The 19,073-nt window shown below is 67.2% G+C and carries 19 protein-coding genes; 11 read left to right on the top strand and 8 right to left on the bottom strand.

Going from position 1 to position 19,073, the window contains the following annotated elements; all coding sequences use genetic code 11:
- Positions 1–98: 98 nt before the first annotated feature.
- Together ACQR1D_RS26355 and ACQR1D_RS26350 are read right to left on the bottom strand one after the other, a co-directional pair.
- Entirely contained in the window at positions 99–2,123 is a 2,025-nt protein-coding gene (locus ACQR1D_RS26355) for a YgiQ family radical SAM protein (RefSeq protein ID WP_434838508.1), read from the bottom strand.
- A gap of 117 nt (positions 2,124–2,240) precedes the next feature.
- On the bottom strand, positions 2,241–2,927 hold the full coding sequence (locus tag ACQR1D_RS26350) for a hypothetical protein (protein WP_315805265.1): 687 nt from the start codon (positions 2,925–2,927) through the stop codon (positions 2,241–2,243).
- A 106-nt stretch (positions 2,928–3,033) separates the two neighbouring features.
- Between ACQR1D_RS26350 and ACQR1D_RS26345 the strand changes: the two genes are divergently transcribed.
- From ACQR1D_RS26345 to ACQR1D_RS26330, 4 genes are all read left to right on the top strand, one after another.
- Positions 3,034–3,726, top strand: a complete 693-nt coding sequence (locus ACQR1D_RS26345) for an HAD family hydrolase (protein WP_434838509.1) — start codon at positions 3,034–3,036, stop codon at positions 3,724–3,726.
- 121 nt (positions 3,727–3,847) lie between these two features.
- Positions 3,848–4,306 (top strand): hypothetical protein, encoded by a 459-nt coding sequence (locus ACQR1D_RS26340; protein WP_434838510.1) that lies wholly within the window; start codon positions 3,848–3,850, stop codon positions 4,304–4,306.
- Positions 4,307–4,437: 131 nt separating this feature from the next.
- Complete coding sequence (locus ACQR1D_RS26335) at positions 4,438–5,268, top strand: hypothetical protein (RefSeq protein ID WP_316182876.1); 831 nt, start codon at positions 4,438–4,440, stop codon at positions 5,266–5,268.
- Between the two features lie 24 nt (positions 5,269–5,292).
- Complete coding sequence (locus tag ACQR1D_RS26330; protein ID WP_434838511.1) at positions 5,293–6,123, top strand: type 1 glutamine amidotransferase; 831 nt, start codon at positions 5,293–5,295, stop codon at positions 6,121–6,123.
- Between the two features lie 5 nt (positions 6,124–6,128).
- Here ACQR1D_RS26330 and ACQR1D_RS26325 read toward each other — a convergent pair whose 3' ends face one another.
- Together ACQR1D_RS26325 and ACQR1D_RS26320 are read right to left on the bottom strand one after the other, a co-directional pair.
- Positions 6,129–6,839: an LrgB family protein gene (locus ACQR1D_RS26325; RefSeq protein WP_315805261.1), complete on the bottom strand. Its 711-nt coding sequence runs from the start codon at positions 6,837–6,839 to the stop codon at positions 6,129–6,131.
- Positions 6,814–7,233, bottom strand: a complete 420-nt coding sequence (locus ACQR1D_RS26320) for a CidA/LrgA family protein (RefSeq protein ID WP_434838512.1) — start codon at positions 7,231–7,233, stop codon at positions 6,814–6,816. Before ACQR1D_RS26320 ends, ACQR1D_RS26325 begins: the two co-directional genes overlap by 26 nt.
- Before the next feature lie 110 nt (positions 7,234–7,343).
- On the opposite strand from ACQR1D_RS26320, the gene ACQR1D_RS26315 reads away from it, so the two are divergent.
- The 4 genes from ACQR1D_RS26315 (at position 7,344) to ACQR1D_RS26300 (ending at position 12,297) form a co-directional block, all read left to right on the top strand.
- Complete coding sequence (locus ACQR1D_RS26315) at positions 7,344–8,225, top strand: LysR family transcriptional regulator (RefSeq protein WP_315805259.1); 882 nt, start codon at positions 7,344–7,346, stop codon at positions 8,223–8,225.
- Between the two features lie 192 nt (positions 8,226–8,417).
- Entirely contained in the window at positions 8,418–9,245 is an 828-nt protein-coding gene (locus ACQR1D_RS26310) for a class II glutamine amidotransferase (protein WP_315805258.1), read from the top strand.
- A 26-nt stretch (positions 9,246–9,271) separates the two neighbouring features.
- Complete coding sequence (locus tag ACQR1D_RS26305) at positions 9,272–11,044, top strand: N-acetylglutaminylglutamine amidotransferase (RefSeq protein WP_434894164.1); 1,773 nt, start codon at positions 9,272–9,274, stop codon at positions 11,042–11,044.
- Between the two features lie 20 nt (positions 11,045–11,064).
- Positions 11,065–12,297, top strand: a complete 1,233-nt coding sequence (locus ACQR1D_RS26300) for a carboxylate-amine ligase (protein WP_315805256.1) — start codon at positions 11,065–11,067, stop codon at positions 12,295–12,297.
- Between the two features lie 7 nt (positions 12,298–12,304).
- Here the strand turns inward: ACQR1D_RS26300 and ACQR1D_RS26295 are convergent, their stop codons facing one another.
- The 3 genes from ACQR1D_RS26295 to ACQR1D_RS26285 form a co-directional block, all read right to left on the bottom strand.
- Positions 12,305–13,510, bottom strand: a complete 1,206-nt coding sequence (locus ACQR1D_RS26295; RefSeq protein ID WP_434894165.1) for an amidohydrolase family protein — start codon at positions 13,508–13,510, stop codon at positions 12,305–12,307.
- Between the two features lie 108 nt (positions 13,511–13,618).
- On the bottom strand, positions 13,619–14,251 hold the full coding sequence (locus ACQR1D_RS26290) for an alpha/beta hydrolase (RefSeq protein WP_434894166.1): 633 nt from the start codon (positions 14,249–14,251) through the stop codon (positions 13,619–13,621).
- The gene (locus ACQR1D_RS26285) at positions 14,248–15,186 is read right to left on the bottom strand and encodes a ring-cleaving dioxygenase (protein ID WP_315805253.1); all 939 of its coding nucleotides are present in this window, start codon (positions 15,184–15,186) and stop codon (positions 14,248–14,250) included. The genes ACQR1D_RS26290 and ACQR1D_RS26285 overlap by 4 nt, the downstream gene beginning before the upstream one ends.
- Before the next feature lie 138 nt (positions 15,187–15,324).
- On the opposite strand from ACQR1D_RS26285, the gene ACQR1D_RS26280 reads away from it, so the two are divergent.
- The 3 genes from ACQR1D_RS26280 (at position 15,325) to puuE (ending at position 18,103) form a co-directional block, all read left to right on the top strand.
- Positions 15,325–16,230 (top strand): LysR substrate-binding domain-containing protein, encoded by a 906-nt coding sequence (locus tag ACQR1D_RS26280; protein ID WP_434894167.1) that lies wholly within the window; start codon positions 15,325–15,327, stop codon positions 16,228–16,230.
- 83 nt (positions 16,231–16,313) lie between these two features.
- A complete protein-coding gene (uraH, locus tag ACQR1D_RS26275; RefSeq protein ID WP_315783850.1) occupies positions 16,314–16,670 on the top strand; it encodes a hydroxyisourate hydrolase in 357 nt (118 codons plus the stop codon).
- Between the two features lie 5 nt (positions 16,671–16,675).
- Positions 16,676–18,103, top strand: a complete 1,428-nt coding sequence (gene puuE, locus ACQR1D_RS26270) for an allantoinase PuuE (RefSeq protein ID WP_434894168.1) — start codon at positions 16,676–16,678, stop codon at positions 18,101–18,103.
- A gap of 286 nt (positions 18,104–18,389) precedes the next feature.
- Here puuE and ACQR1D_RS26265 read toward each other — a convergent pair.
- On the bottom strand, positions 18,390–19,073 hold a 684-nt coding region (locus ACQR1D_RS26265), incomplete at its 5' end, for a transposase (protein ID WP_434896500.1).

Here is a 19,073-nt window from a genome sequence, read left to right as displayed (position 1 = left end):
GCGCTTCCGGTGCGCATGCGTTGGCGAGATGCCGGGACGACAGCGGAGAACGAGGCGGGTGCGTGCCCATGCCATCAAGCTTGGCGCGCGCTCGACAACTACTTCCTGATCTTCACGCCCTTGGTCGTGAACCGCTGCGGCCGCGGTTCGGGTCGCACCGGCCGCCGCGTGACGGCCGCCTTTCCTGTCCCCGGCGGCTGATGCGCGGGCACCAGCTGATCCGGGCGGGAGCCGATCAGGTCGGCGCGGCCCATGGCGCGCAGCGCGTCGCGCAGCACCGGCCAGTTGTCCGGATCGTGATAGCGCAGGAACGCCTTGTGCAGGCGTCGCTGCTTCAGGCCCTTGATCGCCTCGACCTTGTCGCTGCCGCCATGGCGGACGCCGCGCAGCGGGTTGACGCCGGTGTGGTACATCGCGGTGGCCGTGGCCATCGGCGACGGCAGGAAGGTCTGGACCTGGTCGGCACGGTAGCGGTTCTTCTTCAGCCACAGCGCGAGGTTCATCATGTCCTCGTCGCTGGTGCCGGGATGGGCGGCGATGAAATACGGGATCAGATAGTACTTCTTCCCCGCTTGCGCCGCGGCGGCATCGAACATCTGCTTGAAGCGGTGATAGGTGCCGATGCCCGGCTTCATCATCTTGTCGAGCGGCCCGCGCTCGGTATGTTCAGGCGCGATCTTCAGGTAGCCGCCGACGTGATGCGTGACGAGCTCCTTGATATAGGCCGGGCTCTCGACCGCGAGGTCGTAGCGTACGCCGGACGCCACCATCACCCGCTTGACGCCCTTGACCTCGCGCACCTTGCGATAGAGCCGGATCAGATCGTCATGCGAGGTGTTGAGGTTCGGGCAGATCTCCGGGAAGACGCAGGACGGCCGGCGGCACGCGGCTTCGACCTTGGGGTCCTTGCACGCCATCCGGTACATGTTGGCGGTCGGGCCGCCGATGTCGGAGATCACGCCGGTGAAGCCCGGCGTCTTGTCCCGGATGCGCTCGATCTCCTGCAGGATCGAGCCTTCCGAGCGGCTCTGGATGATGCGGCCCTCGTGCTCGGTGATCGAGCAGAAGGTGCAGCCGCCGAAGCAGCCGCGCATGATCGTCACCGAGAACTTGATCATGTCCCAGGCCGGGATCTTGGCGTCGCCATAGGACGGATGCGGCGCGCGGGCGTAGGGCAGATCGTAGACGCTATCCATCTCCGCCATGGTCAGCGGGATCGGCGGCGGGTTGAGCCAGAGGTCGCGGTCGCCATGACGCTGCACCAGGGGACGTGCATTGCCCGGATTGCTTTCCCGGTGCAGCACGCGCGAGGCGCGCGCATAGGCCTCCTTGTCGGCCTCGACCTGCTCGCAGGACGGCAGCCGGACCACGACGTCGCCCTTCTCGCGCGCCGCGCCTTCATCGGCGGAGTCGAGATCGTCGGCGTGCAGCTCGATGTAGGTCTCGGGCACTTTCCGGAACAGCGCGGTGCCGCGCACCGACTGGATGTCCTTCGGCGCTTCGCCGCTGGCGATGCGGTGCGCGACCTCGATCACGGCGCGCTCGGCATTGCCGTAGATCAGGATGTCGGCCTTGGCGTCGGCCAGCACCGAGCGGCGCACCTTGTCGGACCAGTAGTCGTAATGCGCGATGCGGCGCAGCGAGGCCTCGATGCCGCCGAGCACGACCGGCACGTCCTTGAACGCCTCGCGGCAGCGCTGCGCATAGACCAGCGTGCAGCGGTCCGGCCGCCTGCCGCCTTCGCCGTTCGGCGTGTAGGCGTCGTCGCTGCGGATGCGGCGGTCGGCGGTGTAGCGGTTGACCATGGAGTCCATGTTGCCGCCGGTGACGCCGAAGAACACGCGCGGGCGTCCCAGCGCCTTGAACGGCTCGGCCGAATGCCAGTCGGGCTGGGAGATGATGCCGACGCGAAACCCCTGGGCCTCGAGCAGCCGGCCGATGATTGCCATGCCGAAGGAGGGGTGGTCGACGTAGGCGTCGCCGGTCACCAGCACGATGTCGCAGACGTCCCAGCCGAGCGCGTCCATCTCCTTGCGGCTCATCGGCAGGAACGGCGCAGGCTTGAGGTCGGCGCGGTGGCGCGGCCAGGAACTCAACGGGGGGGCGGTGAGGGCGATGTTCATCGCCCACGCATAGAGCCGCGGCGCTGCGAGTTCAACCAAAGCCCCGGTCGCAGGCGAGGGCCGGTGGTCAAATTGTCCGGAATGGTTCCCGCGGCTTTGCGCGGCCGACCAGCCGTCTCAGTTGAGGTGATGCGACGCGCCGTTGCGGCGCTTGAGCCAGCCATGGCCGAAATAGGCCAGCAGCGCGGCTGCGGCGAGCATGATCCAGATCGAGGGCATCTTCGAGCGCGGGCTGCCGCCGGCCTCGCCGACCGTGACCGGCCCGGTGCCGGGCTCGGTCATCGACACCAGCCGCAGGCCGGCAGCGTCGGTCGCGCGCCGCATGTCGGCGATGGCGGAATGGGGCAGCGGGTCGGCGGCGAACGGCCGACCAGTCGCCGGCGCGGGCTCGTCGGACGCGGCGAGGTCGCCCGGCGGCGGCTCCATCGCGGATTGCGCGGCGTGGCTGCCGGCGGGCAGCTGGGCGAAGGAGTTCAGGTTCGCCGGCCGATGCGGCTTCGGCCCATGCTGCGCCATCCGGTCCGGCTTCTCGGCCTTGTCCATCTTTTTCGGCGTCATGCTCTGCGGCACCGCGACCCGCACCTGCGGCCGCGAATAGGACGCGGGCTGGGTGACGGCCAGCATGCGGTCGGACCAGGCCATATAGGCCTTGCAGAGATCGTTGCAGTATTGGCCGTTGACCATGTCGGCGGATCCGGCCTGCGCGGCGCCGGGCGCGGCAACACAGATGATCGAGACCAGCGCGGCGGCCGCTCCGAGCCTCGACGATGTCAAAACAGGCAATGCGCTCAACTGGCCGATCATCGCAATTTCCCCCGTCGCGGTTTCACGCCGTTTGAGGAATAACGACAGCCGGTCTGGTCGAGAGTTGGATCAGATCGCGTCAACATCCGGATGAGTTGAGGTCAATTTGCTGATGCGAGGCGTTATCAATAAGCGGCGGGCTTTGCTATTCGACATCGACGGCACGCTCGCCGATACCGACGCGCTGCACCTGCAGGCCTTCAACGCGGTGTTCGGGCCGTATGGCCATGTGTTCGACCGCGCGCGGGCGGCACGCGAACTGCTCGGCCGATCCAATTTGTCGATCTCCGCCCAATTTCTGCCCGATGAGCCGCCCGAGCGGCGCGCGGCGGTCATGGCGCAGAAGGAGGAGGTGTTTCGCAGCCTCGCCGCCGGCGCGGTGCAGCCGCTGCCGGGCCTGATGGCGTTGCTCGATCGGGCCGCGGCGGCGGCGATTCCGGTGGCGGCCGTCACCAACGCGCCGCGCGCCAATGCCGAGCTGATCCTGCACGGGCTCGGGCTGATGGACCGGTTTCGCGCCGTGATCATCGGCGACGAACTGCCGCACGGCAAGCCGCACCCGCTGCCCTATCTGGAAGGCCTGCGCGCGATCGACGCCGTGCCGGAATGGTCGGTCGCCTTCGAGGATTCCCGCGCCGGCATCGCGGCGGCGACGGCGGCTGGCATCGCCACCATCGGCATGCGCACCAATCTCGCTCATGACGAGCTGATCGCGGCGGGCGCGGCGCTGACCGCGGCGGCGTTCGATGACGCCGACGTGCTCGATCTGGTGATGGCGCGGCTGGGAGAGCGACTGTGAGCGACGCCGCGGAGCTGACATGTCGCTGACATCAGGCAACAGCTTGCGGTCACCGCGCTTGCGCGATGGTCTCGACCAACGCGGCCGCTCGCTTGGCCGTCACGAGATCAAGGTGAGACGCATGCGCAAGTTGTTGATCGCGGCCGGCCCCTCGGAACAGCCGTTCCGGCTGATGTTGCAGGTCGATGACGAGGGATCAGCATTCAATCAGCGCGGCCGTCGCGGCAGTGGAGCCGGGCGAGCCAAGCGCGGCCGCGCCAAGCGTTCGGCCCGGCCGTTTCGCTGGGCGCAGCCGTCGCGCGCAATGGCCGCCATCCTTCGCGGCTTGCGGGCGACGCTGCTGGCTCTCTCTCCCGTGGAGATCCGGAACGATGTGAGCGTACGGCAGGAGGTCTTGCGGGACACGTCGCCGGTCGTGCCACGGCTTCGCGCCGTCAGCGGCTGCGGAGGAGCGCGCGAGGCCGCCGCCGTGCCGGCCGGCGCGCCCAACGCGGTCTTCTGCGCTGCGGCCACGCCGCGCCATCACGTCCGGTCGATGGAATCGCCACGCGCCCAGCGCCGGCGGCTGCGGTCGCGCTGATCGCATCACCGCATGGGTGCCCTGCATGCTCCGTCCGTCGCCCCTTGCTTGTCCGCAGCCCGATGCCGTGATTGAAACGGACGGTGCGCGCCAGGCTCGCTGGGCTCGCCTCGCAGGAGGACGGATCGATCATGTTCGTGGCGCGTGTCGTGCCGATCGCCGTCGCCTTTTTCTGCGCGACCGCCGCCCTCGCGGCCGACAAGCCCGGCGAGACCAAAGGCACGGTGCTGGAGCCGTCGCCCGCCAATCTGGCGCTGACGTGGAGCGGGGCCAACCTGGTGTTGCCGGCGACGCTCGCCGGCGGACGGCGCTGGGAGGGCCGTGCGGAGGACGCGCCCGACGTGATCGGGATCGCGCCGCTCGCGATCGTGATGCACGGGTCAAGCGGCGTGGCGCCGGCCGTGAAGGAGTTCCAGGCCTGGCTCGCCGACGAGCTCGGCGTGGCGTCGGTGGCGCCCGACAGCCTCGCGATTCCCGACCGGCTGACCTACACCTCGCCGGTCGACGTCGCGACCTATGAGCGTGTCCACGCCCTGCGGCTGGCCGAGCTCGAGAACGCGCTGAAGGCGTCGCGCGACTGGAGCTGGGTCGACCGGCTGCGGATCGTGCTGGCGGGCACCAGCGAGGGTGCGGTGGCGGTCGGCCGCTACGCCGGCAAGGACGTGGCGGCGCGGCTGATCTATTCGTGGTCGTGCGAGGACAACTACTTCGTCAGCGCGCCCCGGCTCGGCATCGGTCCGAACGAGCCGGTGCTGAACGCGATTTCCGCGCGCGATCCGTATTTCACGGCCGCCAATCCCTGGAACAAGGACCGCGCCGTCACCGGCTCCTGCGCCGCCGCGCTCAAGGACGACGCCAAGGCGGAGGTGATGGTGATCGATGCCGACGTCCATACGATCCTGAACCGGCCGGAGGTGCACGAGCGGAGCGCGCGATTCCTGCGCGGCGTGTTGGAGCCATGATCGGCCGGGCGGAGGATTGACGACGTGCTGAGACTGCTCGTGCTCGAAGGCAATTCGCTGGACGGAAGGCGCCGCTGGGCCGAGATCGCAGGTGCCACGCCGTCGGAGAGCTACGCCGACGTGCTCCGCGCGCTCGCGCCAGAGGCGGCGATCGACATCGCCACGCCCGCCGATGCCGATGCGCGCCTGCCGCAGCCGATCGAGGCCTATCAGGGCATCGTCATCACGGGATCGGCGCTCAACATCTATCAGCGCGAGCCGGAATCGCTGCGCCAGATCGAGCTGGTGCACACGGTCTTCGCGCGGGGCGTGCCGATGTTCGGCTCATGCTGGGGACTTCAGCTCGCCAGCGTTGCGGCCGGCGGCGAGGTGTCGCTCAATCCGGCCGGCCGCGAGGTCGGCTTCGCGCGCAAGATCGCGCTGACGGAGGCGGGCCGCGATCATCCGATGCATGCAGCGCGGGGCGCCGTGTTCGATGCACCGGCGATCCACAGCGACATCGTCACTAGGCTGCCGCCGGATGCGACGGTCACCGCGCGCAATGCAATGAGCGAGGTGCAGGCCGCGGAGATCCGCAGCGGCCGCGGCCGGTTCTGGGGCGTGCAGTATCATCCCGAATTCAGCCTGCAGGACGTCGCCTGGGTGATCCGCCGCATCGGCCGGCCGCTGGTCGAGGAGGGCTTCTTCGCCGATCCGGCGGAGCTCGAGCGCTACGCCGCCGATCTCGCGACCCTGCATCATGACCGCGCCCGGCGCGACATTCTGTGGCGGCTCGGGCTCGACCAGGACGTCGCGAATGACGGGCTGCGGCAGGCCGAGATCAGCAACTGGATCGTCTCGCTCGGGCGGGGCTGAGCGCTCTACCGCATGAACTGAATGATGAGCGGCGCCAGCGCCACGTTCATCAGCCCGACCAGCACCATCACGAGGCCGGCGACCGCGCCTTCCTCGCGGCCGATCTGGTGGGCGCGTGCGGTGCCCGCGCCATGCGCGCCGACCCCGAACAGGGCGCCCTTGGCCAGCGTCGAGCGCAGCGGCAGCCGTGCGAGCACGACGTCGCCGACGGCCGCGCCGATGATGCCGGTGAGCACGACGAACACGGCGGTGAGATCGGGGATGCCGCCGATCTCGCCGGAGACTTCCATCGCAAACGGCGTGCTCATCGAGCGCGGCAGCAGGCTGAGCCGCAACTCGCCGTCGATGCCGAGCACATAGGCCAGCGCCCAGCTGGTCGCCACCGCGGTGAGGCTGCCCGCGACCATGCCGGCCAGCAGCAGCGGCCAGCGGCGGCGGATCAGAGCCCGCTGCTCGTAGATCGGCACGGCGAAGGCGACGGTGGCCGGCCCGAGCAGCGCCACCAGCCAATGCGTGCCGCGGATGTAATCGCGGTAGGAGACGTTGAGCGCGAGCGCCGCGATCATCAGCAGGGCCGGCGCCACCGCGAGCGGCATCAGCCACCAGCGCGGCCAGCGCCGGTGCACGCGCTTGGCGAGCAGATAGAGCAGGATCGTCGCGAGCGACCAGACCGCCGCCTGGATCAGCGGCTCACGCCACAGCGCGGCGAGGGTCATGATGCTCGGTCCAACGGTAGCAGAGGTCGATCGTGAGCGCGGTCACGCACATCACGGCGGTGGTGCTGACGACGATCAAGGCAAAGATCTTCAGGCCGAGCAGGCCAAATAGCTCACGATGGTCGAGCAGCGCCAGCACCGCCGGCACGAAGAACAGCAGCATCTCCGCCAGCATCCAGTTCGCGCCGCGCTTGATGCTCGCGACCTTCAGTCCGCCGGCCAGGATCAGGACGAGCGCCAGCGCCATGCCGATGATGCCGCCGGGCAATGGCAGGCCGGTCGTCCGGACCAGCGCCTCGCCGACGGCCCAGAACAGGCCGAGCAGACCGATCTGCGCCAGCCGGTTGCGGCGGATCAGGCGATGAACCCCAATGGAAATGCTGCGATGCATCATGCGGTGGCGTCCGAAAAGTGATTGCGCTTGCAATGTATGCCGCATCGCAGCATGTAGAAAGCGAATTGAATGAATGATAATAAGTCGAATATGGAATATTTTGCCTGATTATGGAACTTCGTACCCTCAGGACCTTCGTCGAGGTCGTCCGCCAAGGCGGCTTCTCCCAGGCCGCCAAGGTGGTGTTCGCGACCCAGTCGACCGTGAGCAAGGCCGTCAAGCAGCTCGAGGACGAGCTGGGATTGCCGCTCTTGGACCGGCTCGGCCACAAGAGCCGCATGACCGCTGCCGGCGAGATCGTCTATCGCCGTGCCATTCGTCTGCTGGCGGAGCGCGATGATCTGCAGGCGGAGCTCGCCGAGCTGCGCGGCTTGAAGCGCGGCGTGCTGCGTCTCGGCCTGCCGCCGATCGGATCGAGCACGCTGTTCGCGCCGTTGTTCGCGCTCTACCGCCAGCTCTATCCGGAGATCGAGATCCGGCTGGTCGAGCACGGCAGCGACCGGCTCAGCGAATTGCTGGCTGCAGGCGACATCGATTTCGCCGGCCTGCTGCCGCCGATCGCCGATGAGTTTGCCGCGCAGATCGTGCGCCGCGAGCCGCTGATGGCGCTGGTCGCGGTCGATCATCCGCTGGCCCGCCGCGAGACGATCACGCTCGCGGAGCTGCGCGAGACACCGTTCGTGCTGTTCGAGGCCGGCTTCGCGCTCAACCGAATCCTTCGCGAGGCGTGCCGCCGCAACGGCTTCGAACCTGTCGTGGCTGCGCGCAGCACCCAGATCGATTTCATCGCCGAGCTCGCCGGCGCCGGTCTCGGCGTCGCCTTCCTGCCGCGCATGATCGCGACCCAGCGCACGCAGGTGCCGATCAGCCTCGTCCTGCTCGATGAGCCCGGCACCGAATGGACATTGGCGATGGCCTGGCGCCGCGGCGCCTATCTGTCGCCTGCGGCCGCGGCGTGGTTGAGGCTGGTGCGCGAGCGCGGCGAGGCTTGAGCAATCACTGCGACGATGTCGCTTCAACGGTGAGGGACGTGCGGCAAGGGATCCCAGTCCTACGGCCTGACTCACAGCGCGCGACTCGCAGCGCGGAACCAGCTCTGCTCCGAAGGCGTTTCCGCATGATCCGAAAAGAACGTGACACGTTTTTGCGTGCCTCGAGCTCATTCATTGAACCGGAGGGCAAGGATGTGCCGTTGGATCGCCTATCGCGGAGAAACGACCGCCTTCGAGCATTATGTGACCGAGCCGGAACATTCCCTGGTGACGCAGAGCATCCGCGCGCTGGAATCGACCGCGGGCACCAATGGTGACGGCTTCGGTCTCGGTTGGTACGGCGATCATCCAGAGCCGGGGCTTTATCGCGAGACGCGGCCGGCCTGGTCGGATGAGAATCTCCGCTATCTCAGCCGGCATCTGCGCTCGCATCTGTTCTTCGCTCATGTCCGCGCCGCGACCGGCACGGCGGTCACTCGCCAGAACTGCCATCCCTTCGCCTGCGGCCGCTGGCTGTTCATGCACAACGGCTTCGTCGGCAGCTGGAACAGGCTGCGGCGCAAGGTCGAGGCTCTGATCCCGGACGCGCTGTATCCGTCACGGCTCGGCACGACCGACTCCGAAGCCGTGTTCCTCGCCATTGTCGGTGCCGGCATTGATCCGGACCCGATCGGCGCGACGCGCAAGGTGCTGCGATCACTCTGTGAGCTCGTCAATGAGGATGGTCTGCGTGAGCATCTGCGCTTCACCTCGGCGCTGTCCAACGGCCACGATCTCTATGCGTTTCGCTTCGCCGAGAATGACCGCGCCAATTCGCTGTATTTCCGCGAAGACGGCAATCAGGTGATCGCGGTCTCCGAGCCGTATGACAAGGAGCCTGACTGGATCGAGGTGCCGCCGGACCACGTGCTGGTCGCGCGCGCGGCAAAGCCCGCCGAAATTGTTCCGCTATTCGCCGCAGGGACTGCTGATTTTGCCGCGGAACGCAAGCGATCACAACGGGTTGTCGGAGGTACTTAGAACAGCAGGAACTGAAAGATCCCGCGATGTGCGGCATTTGTGGCGAAATCAGCTTTTCCGGAAGGCCCTCATTGTCCACGCTCGGCCGCATCAACGATGCGATGCAGGCGCGTGGTCCTGATGCGGCCGGCCTCTACGTGCAGGGCGGGCTTGCGCTCGGCCATCGCCGCCTGAGCATTCTCGATCTCTCGGCTGCGGCACAGCAGCCGATGATCGACGCGGCGCTAGGTCTCGGCCTGGCATTCAACGGCTGCATCTACAATTTCCGTGAACTTCGCGACGAGCTGAAGGCGAAGGGCTATCGCTTCTTTTCCGACGGCGACACCGAGGTCATCCTCAAGGCCTACCATGCCTGGGGCAAATCCTGCGTGCAGCGCTTCAAGGGGATGTTCGCCTTTGCGCTGTGGGAACGCGACAGCGGGCGCGTTCTGCTGGCGCGCGACCGTCTCGGCATCAAGCCGCTCTACTACACCGATGGTCCTCACGGCTTTCGCTTTGCGTCGTCATTGCCGGCGCTGCTGGCGGGCGGCGAGGTCGATACGGCGCTCGATCCGATCGCCTTGCATCACTTCTTCAGCTTCCACGCCGCCGTTCCGGCGCCGCGCACGATATTGCGCGGCGTGAAGAAGCTCGAGCCTGCCACTCTGCTCACGATCGAGCCCGACGGCACGCAGCATCGCGAGCGCTACTGGCATTTCTCGGTCGGCGAGCAGCGTCCGACCGATCGCGCCATGAGCCAGCAGGAGTGGTCGGAGGCGCTGCTCGAGGCGATGACGACAGCGGTCGACCGCCGGCGCGTGGCCGACGTGCCGGTGGGCGTGCTGCTGTCCGGCGGCCTCGATTCGTCGCTGCTGGTCGCGCTGCTGTCGAAGCTCGGACACGACGACATCCGCACCTTTTCGATCGGGTTCGATGCGGTGGGCGCGCATTCCGGCGACGAGTTTCGTTACTCGGATATCATCGCGCGGACGTTCGGGACCAATCACGAGCAGATCAGGATCGGCGGCGACCGGGCGCTGCAGGCGCTGCCCGGCGCCATTGCTGCCATGTCGGAGCCGATGGTCAGCCATGACGCCGTCGCGTTCTATCTGCTGTCATCTGAGGTCGCCAAGCGCGTCAAGGTGGTGCAGAGCGGACAGGGAGCCGATGAAGTATTCGGCGGCTACAGCTGGTATCCGGGCTTCCTCTCGGCTAATGATCCCGTTCAGCAATACCAGAACGCCTATTTCGACTGGACGCATTCCGACCTGCAGCGGCTGCTGGCACCGGAGATGCTTGGCGACGACGTCAGCCTAGCCTTCGTGGAGCGCTTCTTCGCCGACCACGCGGGCGCCTCCGCGATCGACAAGGTTCTGCAGATCGACACCGAGATCATGCTGGTCGACGACCCCGTGAAGCGGGTGGACAACATGACGATGGCGTTCGGGCTGGAAGCGCGGGTACCGTTCCTGGATCACGAGGTCGTCGAGCTGGCCGCGCGCATGCCCGCCGAGCTGAAGGTGAAGAACGGCGGCAAGCACATTCTCAAGGAGGCGGCGCGCCGCTGCGTGCCGGCGGAGGTGATCGACCGCCCCAAGGGATACTTTCCGGTGCCTTCGCTGCGCTATCTGCGCGGCCCGTTTCTCGACTACGTCCGCCACCTGCTCAATGACGAGAAGGCGCGTGCACGCGGTCTCTACCGACGCGATTTCATCGACCACATGTTGCAGCACCCCGAGGCCGAGATGAGCCCCAAGGGACATTCGCGGCTGTGGCAGGCGGCCCTGCTGGAGGCATGGCTGCAGACTCACGGCATTTGACGTCTGACAGGATTGATCACATGGGATTGGATCCACGCATCCTGGAGAAGCTGCGGCTCGGCCTGAGCGATGACGAGCGGCGTCTGGTGATCCGCTCGGCCACCGGCAGCGAGGAGGTCACGGAATATTCGTTCGGCATCGAGGAGGAATACTTTCTCGTCGACGCGCAGACGCGCGATGTCGCGATCCGGACGCCGGACGACCTGTTCGAGGCCGCCAACTGGTCGACCGGCGGACAGGCGATGCGCGAGATGCTGCAGGCCCAGCTCGAGGTCGCCACCAACGTCCATGTCGATGTCGGCGATGCGCGCGAGGAGCTGAAATTCCTGCGGCGCGAGGTTGCCAGCGTGGCGAGCCAGTATGGCCTGACCATCCTGGCCTGCTCCACGCATCCGACCGCGACGTGGCGCAGCTCACTGCCGAGTCCCAAGCCGCGCTACGCGGAGATGATGGAAGACCTGCGGATCGTCGGCCAGCGCAACATGCTGTGCGGCATGCATGTGCATGTGCAGTTGCCGGACCCGGACCTGCGCTTCGCGGTGATGCGGGCGATGCTCCCCTACATCCCGGTGTTCATCGCGCTCTCGGCGTCCTCGCCATTCTGGAATTCGCGCGAGACGGGCCTGAAGGGCTATCGGCTCGCCGCCTACGACGAGCTGCCGCGCAGTGGCCTGCCCGAGCTGTTCACCTCGAAGCAGCAATATGATCGCTATGTGGCGGCGCTGACGAAGTCCGGCGTGATGCCGGACGAGAGCCATGTCTGGTGGGCGATGCGGCCGTCGCTGCGGCATCCGACGCTGGAGCTGCGTGCCCCCGACGTCTGCACCGCGGTCGACGACGCCGTCGCGATTGCCTCGCTCTATCGCGCCTTGGCGCGCCATCTGTACCTGAATCCCGATCTTGCCGAGGCCGTCGGCAACGTCGAGCGTGCGATCGCGGTCGAAAACAAGTGGCGGGCGCAGCGCTATGGCACCGACTGTCTGTTCGTGACCGAGGACGGTCCGGTGACGGGCCAGGAGATCCTGAACCGCATGATCGCGGACGTCGCGCCGCATGCGGAGGCGCTGGGATGTCTCGCCGAGGTCGAGCACTGCCGCATCATCATGCAGTTCGGCAGCTCGGCCGACTATCAGCTGCAGGCCTATCGCGAGTCCGGCGGGCAGTTGTCGGCGGTGACGCGCTGGATCGAGGCCGCCACCGTGTCGCGCGCCGAGCCACCGCGCCGGCAGGCACCGGTCGAGCCAGCCCAATGACGCCGGCCTAGATCGGTTGCCTGATCACACGGCCGTCGCGCGCCACGAGGCGGCCGTCCTTGTAGACCGAGCGGCCCTTTGGCACGGCGACGACGGCCTGCGGAACGTGCTCGGCATCGAGGGTGACAAAGTCGGCCCGCGCGCCAGCGCGCAGGCCGTAATCGGCAAGCCTCAAGACCTTGGCGCCGGCCTCGGTGACGAGGTCGAAGGCCATCCGCAACTCGTCATCGACATAGAACCCGGAGCGGTAGCCGACCATCATGGCGCGGTTCAACAGATCGCCGTCGCCATAGGGCCACCAGGAGTCGCGGATGTTGTCGTTGCCGCTGAACACGGTGACGCCGGCCGCGCGCAGCAGCGCCACCGGCGGGAAGGGCCGCGCACCCGGTGCATTGGTCATGATGGCAACGCCAGACGCCGCCAGGACATCGGCAATCTTCTTCAGCGGGTCAGCAGGCAGGTCGCCGAGCGCATAGGCGTGACTGACCGCGACGTGGCCCTGCATGCCGAGGGCGCGCGTGCGCGCCGCGATCTGCTCCAGCTCGAACAGCCCGAGCATGCCCGGATCGTGCAGATGGATATCGACGTCGACGCCGTGTTTCTGGGCTGTGCCGAACACGACGTCGAGATGCTTCTCGACGTCGCGGTCGAAGCTCGCGGGATCGAGCCCGCCGACGAGGTTGGCACCGAGCCGGATGGCCTCGTCGAGCAGCTCGGGCGTGCCCGGGCTCTTGAGGATGCCGCTCTGCGGAAAGGCGACGAGCTGGATCTCGATCAGCTCGCGATACTCCTCGCGTACGCGCAGGATCGTTTCCAGCGATGTGAGGCCGACGGAGCCGTCGACCATGACGTGGCTGCGCATCCGCGTGGTGCCGTGGCCGATGCAGAGATCGAGCTGGTTGCGGGCGCGCACGTCCATCGGCGCGGCCGCGGCCATGTTCTGGGCCTGGAACGTGACGCGCTCATGCACGTCGAAGCCGTTGGTGCAGGGTTTGTGCGGCTTCCACGCATCGCCATAGAAGCTGGTGTCGAGATGGATGTGGCCCTCGACGAAGCCGGGCACGACCAGCGCGCCGCCGAGATCGACCACCTCGCGCGCCTCGGGGCGCTCGGTCTCGGCGAGAAGGCCGCTGATGCGGCCGCCGTCGACCGTGATCGCATGGCGCGCGCCGCGGTCGAGCCGCGCATTGATGAACAGCTTGTCGACGGCCATGCCCAAGATCCTTCCCATCCATCCGCCAGCATCGGAGCCGCGCGAGGGCGATCCGATGCGTGATGAGACGACATTCTTGGTCAGGAGCGGCCGGAGCCGCAAGCATCTTCAGGCGGCAATCGCCTGCGGCAGTCCGGCGATCCAGTCGCGCGCCAGTGCGATGTCCGCCTGCGACAGCTGGTGACCCGCCGGCAGCGTCGTGTGGGTGACGTCAGCGCCGGCCTCGGTGAGCTCAGTGCACAGCTTCGCCGAATTGCTGGCGGGCACGATCGGATCGGCCAGCCCCGACAGCATCAGCACCGGCTGACGCGTCAGCTTGACCGCCGGCGGCTGGCTCAGTGGCACCATGGCTCGGAACAGCACCGCGCCCGCCAGCGTCTCAGGCTGCAACAGCAGCAAGGCAGCGGCGATGTTGGCGCCGTTGGAGTAGCCGACCGCGACCGGCGCTCCGATCCCGTAATGCCGACGCGCCTCGCCGACGAACGCGCCGAGCTCCCGCGCGCGGCGGCGGACGTCGTCCTCGTCGAATACACCTTCCGCCAGGCGGCGGAAGAAGCGCGGCATGCCGTGCTCGAGCACCTGCCCGCGTGGCGAGAGGAGAGCCGCGCCGGGCGAGAGCGTGGCGCCGAGCGGCAAGAGATCGTTCTCGTCGCCGCCGGTGCCGTGCAGGAGCAGCAGCGGCGCTGCGCCGGCCGCGCTTGCGGGCTGGAAGCGGTGGGTGAAGGACAATGTGGCGGTCATGATGCGGCCTCCTCGAGGTTGGGCAGCACGCCCTCGATCTGCTTGCGATGCGATTCGAGGAAAGCGGGCAGCTTCAGGTTTTGTCCGAGCTCGGCGACCGGCTCGTCGACCGCGAAGCCCGGGATGTCGGTCGCGATCTCGAACAGCACGCCGCCCGGCTCGCGGAAGTAGATCGAGCGGAAGTAGTTGCGGTCCTTCTGCTCGGTCGGATGCAGGCCGTGGCGATCGACCAGCCGCTGCGCCATCACGCCCTGTTCGGCGTCGTCGGCGGCGCGGAAGGCGATGTGGTGGACGGAGCCCGCGCCCTGCGCGCCGCGTAGAAAGCCCTTGGCCTCGTAGATGTCGACCACGCTGCCTTGCGCATCGCCCGGCGCCTTGAACCGGATCACCGAGCCTTCGCGGCCCGTCTCGGCAAAGCCGAACACGTCGGTCAGCACGGCTGCGGTCTTCTCGGCGGAGTCGAGCAGCAGGGTGACGCCGTGGAAGCCGCGGATGGCGTGCTCGGCCGGGATGTCGCCGTTGCTGTATCCGGGCTCGTTCTCCGCGCCGGGGATGCCGACCAGCGCGAGCGCCATGCCGTCCGGATCGGTGAACGGCAGCACGGATTCACCGAAGCGCTTCTCCAGCGCCTCATAGGCGATGCCCTTCTCGGTCAGGCGCTGCGTCCAGTAGCCGAGCGAGCGCTGCGGCACGCGGAACGCGGTCTGGTGGGTCTCGCCGACGCCGCGACGGCCCGGCCGCACGCCGGCCCAGGGGAAGAAGGTCAGGATGGTGCCGGGGCGGCCGGTCTCGTCGCCGTAATAGAAGTGATAGGTGCCGGGATCGTCGAAATTGACCGTCTTCTTGACGAAGCGCAGCCCGAGGTCGCGGGTGTAGAAGCCGAAATTGCGGATCGGGTCGCCGGCGATGGCGGTGACGTGGTGAAGTCCGGGCATGTGAATCTCCTGTCGGTAGGCCCAAAAGGGCCGCTTGAATTCCTGGACGCCATATTGGTCTGCTTTGATTTGGAGACAATCCGTGCTCTTGTGACGTCTCTGTCTACGATTTGGCGACAATGACGGCCCGGAGACCCTATGGACAAGCTGAGCAGCCTGCGGGCCTTCGTGAAGGTGGTCGAGAGCGGCAGCTTCGCCGAAGCCGGCCGGCAGCTTCGGCTGTCGCGCTCGGCAATCTCGAAATATATCGGCGAGCTCGAGCAGAGCCTCGGTGCGCAGTTGATCGTCCGCACCACCCGCCATGCCAGCCCGACCGAGACCGGACAGCTCTATTTCGAGCGCGCAGTCTCGATCCTCGCCGAGCTCGACGCCGCCGATCAGGCCGTCAGCCAGTCGCAGGCCGCGCCGCGTGGGCTGTTGCGCGTCAATGCGCCGATGTCGTTCGGCACCATGCGGCTCGGGCCGGTCGTGGCCGATTTCATGGCCCGCTATCCCGAGCTGCAGTTGCAGATCGTGCTCAGCGACGACCTGCTCGATCCGGTGCAGGACGGCTTCGACGTGACGTTGCGTATCGCCGAGCTGGAATCGTCGAGCCTGGTGGCGCGGCGGATCATGCCGGTCGAGCGCGTCATCTGCGCCGCGCCGGCCTATCTGGCGCGGCACGGCACGCCAGAGAGCCCGGAGGAGCTCCGCCGCCACACCGCGCTGACCTACGGCTTCCTGCTGACCGGCAATCAGTGGAAGCTCACCGGCAGCGACGGCGACCACTGGATCCAGCCGGCATGGTCGTTGTGCGTCAACAATGCCGAGGTGCTGCGCGATGTCGCCATCAAGGGGCAGGGCATTGCGCTGATCCCGCGCTTCATCGCCGCTGACGCGCTCGAGAGCGGCGCGCTGACCGCGATCCTCGCCGACTACGCCGCGCCGCCGCTCGCGCTCTATGCGATCTATCCGCCGACTCGGCACCTCTCGGTCAAGGTGCGGCTGTTCATCGACTTCCTGGTTGAGCGCTTCGGCAGGGAGCGCGACGTGACCAGCCCATAGGCTGCAACTGAACGGCAAATCGCCTCGAACCTTTAACCGGGCGCTGATAGGGTTCCGAGCCGGCAGCAGAGAGGAAACGATGCATGGGGCGGCTGAGCACGCATATTCTGGATACGGTCAGGGGCAAGCCCGCGGCCGGTGTCGCGATCGATCTCGATGTCCTCGAACCGGACGGCTCCTGGCGCCGCGTCAAGCAGGTGCGGAGCAATGCGGACGGGCGGACCGATCAGCCGATGCTGGCGGATGATGACTTCGCCACCGGCACCTACATGCTGACCTTCCATATGGGCGCCTATTTCAGGACCCACGGCCTCGCCTCGGGCGACCCGCTGTTTCTCGACCTGATCCCGCTCCGCTTCTCCGTCGCCGATGCCGGCGCGCACTACCATGTGCCGCTGCTGGCGACGCCCTGGAGCTACCAGACCTATCGCGGGAGCTGAGCCGGATGAGTGCTGACGTCTATCCGCGCGACATGGTCGGCTACGGCCGCACGCCGCCGCATCCGCGCTGGCCCGGCGATGCCCGCATCGCGGTGCAGTTCGTGATCAACTACGAGGAGGGCGGCGAGAACAACATCCTCCACGGTGACGCTGCCTCCGAAGCCTTCCTGTCCGAGATCGTGGGCGCCCAGCCGTGGCCGGGCCAGCGCCACATGAACATGGAGTCGATCTACGAGTTCGGCTCGCGCGCCGGCTTCTGGCGGCTGTGGCGGATGTTCACCGCCCGCAAGCTGCCGGTCACGGTATTCGCCATCGCCACCGCGATGGCCCGCAATCCAGATGCCGTGGCGGCGATGAAGGAGGCCGGCTGGGAGATCGCCTCCCACGGCCTGAAATGGATCGACTACCGCGATGTCCCCGAGGCCGACGAGCGCGCCGATATCGAGCAGGCGATCCGCCTCCATGCCGAGCTGACGGGCGAGCGGCCGCTCGGCTTCTACCAGGGCCGCACGTCGGAGCGCACGCTCGACATCGTCCTCAACCAGCAGGGCTTCGTCTACAGCGCCGATTCCTATGCCGACGAATTGCCGTACTGGATCGCGGGGCCGCACGGCCCGCAACTGATCGTGCCCTATACGCTCGATGCCAACGACATGCGCTTCGCCACCCCGCAGGGCTTCAACTCCGGCGACCAGTTCTTCGCCTATCTGAAGGACAGCTTTGATACGCTCTACGCAGAGGGCGCGGAGAGCCCGCGCATGATGTCGGTCGGACTGCACTGCCGGCTGGTCGGCCGCCCCGGGCGCGCGGCCGCGCTGGCGCGCTTCCTCGACTACATCACGGGTCATGACAAGGTCTGGGTCGCGACCCGGCTGGACATCGCCCGGCACTGGATCCGGACGCATCCGCCGGCTGGCGTATGGCGGCCGTCGCAGATGTCGCGCGTGCTGTTCGTCGAGCGCTATGGCGACATCTTCGAGCACTCCCCGGAGATTGCCGACCGCGCCTATCGTGCCGGCCTGTCCGCCTTCGACGACGCCGCGGATGCGCTGCATACGACGCTCATGAACGTCGTCCGCGCCATGAGCCGCGACGAGAAGCTGAAGCTGATCCGCGCCCATCCGGAGCTCGCCGGCCGCGAGGCGCTGGCGGGTGAGATGACGAACGACTCGATCGGCGAGCAGGGTCGGCTCGGCTTCACCGCGCTCTCGCGCGCCGAGTTCGAGCGCGTCGCCGACATCAACCGCCGCTACCGCGACAAGTTCGGCATGCCGCTGATCGTCGCTCTGGCGCTGCACGCCGACCGTCCCTCGGTCATCGCCGAGATGGAACGCCGCATCGGCAACGATATGGATACCGAGATCGCCAACGCGATCGACCAGATCGGCCACATCACGCGGGCGAGATTGGCGAAGAAGTTCGAGCAGGGGTGAGCAGGCGGGCTGGTGTCGTCGCCTGTTAGTTGGTTCGGTGCGCGCGCCTCGCAGCCGGTGGGCTCCCTCTCCCCGTTCTTACGGGGAGAGGGTTGGGGTGAGGGGCAGCCGCCATTGGCGCTAACTTACCAAATTAACGCTTGGTATTCTCGTTTTCTTGGCGGCTCTTGGAGATGGCGTTGAATGTTCCGCGCAGCGGCCTGCAACGTTTGCACGTCGGGTTTGGGGATGACGGCGTCGACGAGGGCCTCGACGATCAAGCGCAATAGGCGCCAGACGCCGTTCTTCACGCGGCCTCCCGGCGGGGAGAGTCACCGAGATGTTCCGCGATGAGCGGCTCGGTCAGCAGCGCCAGCAGAAGATGACAGAGGATGTGCGCTCTCGCACTCCTGGGATCCTCGCCCGGTGGTCGCGCGAGGCCGATACTGCTCTTGAGATGCTTGAAGGCGATCTCGATGCGCCACCGCAATCGATAGAGGCTGCTGATTGCTGGAAGTGGATATTCATCGCGATCGAGCGAGGTGATGATGATGACCCATTCGGCCGCGACCAACGTCTCGGGCTGCAGCTTGCGGCCCATGTCTCGTGCCCGGCGCGTGATCTTTTCGATCGTGGCATCGCGCGCCTGCTTCGGCTTTCGGATCGCCACCAGACGTAATGCGATAGGCTCTTTCGCCGAAGCCTTGATCCAGACGGGCCGATCAACCAGTCCCTTGCCACGCGACTTTTTTAGCAGAGCAATGAGATCGAGACGGTTCGCGTCGGCGTCGAGCCAACGAGCGCCATTCCATTTGGCGCGCACTACGATATCAGCGCTTTCAGCAAGCACCTTGGCGACCCGATCGGGCTGCAGATAGGCACGATCGCCGACGCGAATTTCGCCCGGCACGACACCGGCGCGATCGATGACCTCGCCCTCGCTCTCATCCGTCAGTTCGAAGGCGGTAAAGCGTTCGCTCGCCAGATCGAA

Source organism: Bradyrhizobium sp. HKCCYLRH2047 (assembly GCF_051168175.1).
Classification (GTDB): domain Bacteria; phylum Pseudomonadota; class Alphaproteobacteria; order Rhizobiales; family Xanthobacteraceae; genus Bradyrhizobium.
This window is presented reverse-complemented; position numbering and strand designations above follow the sequence as displayed.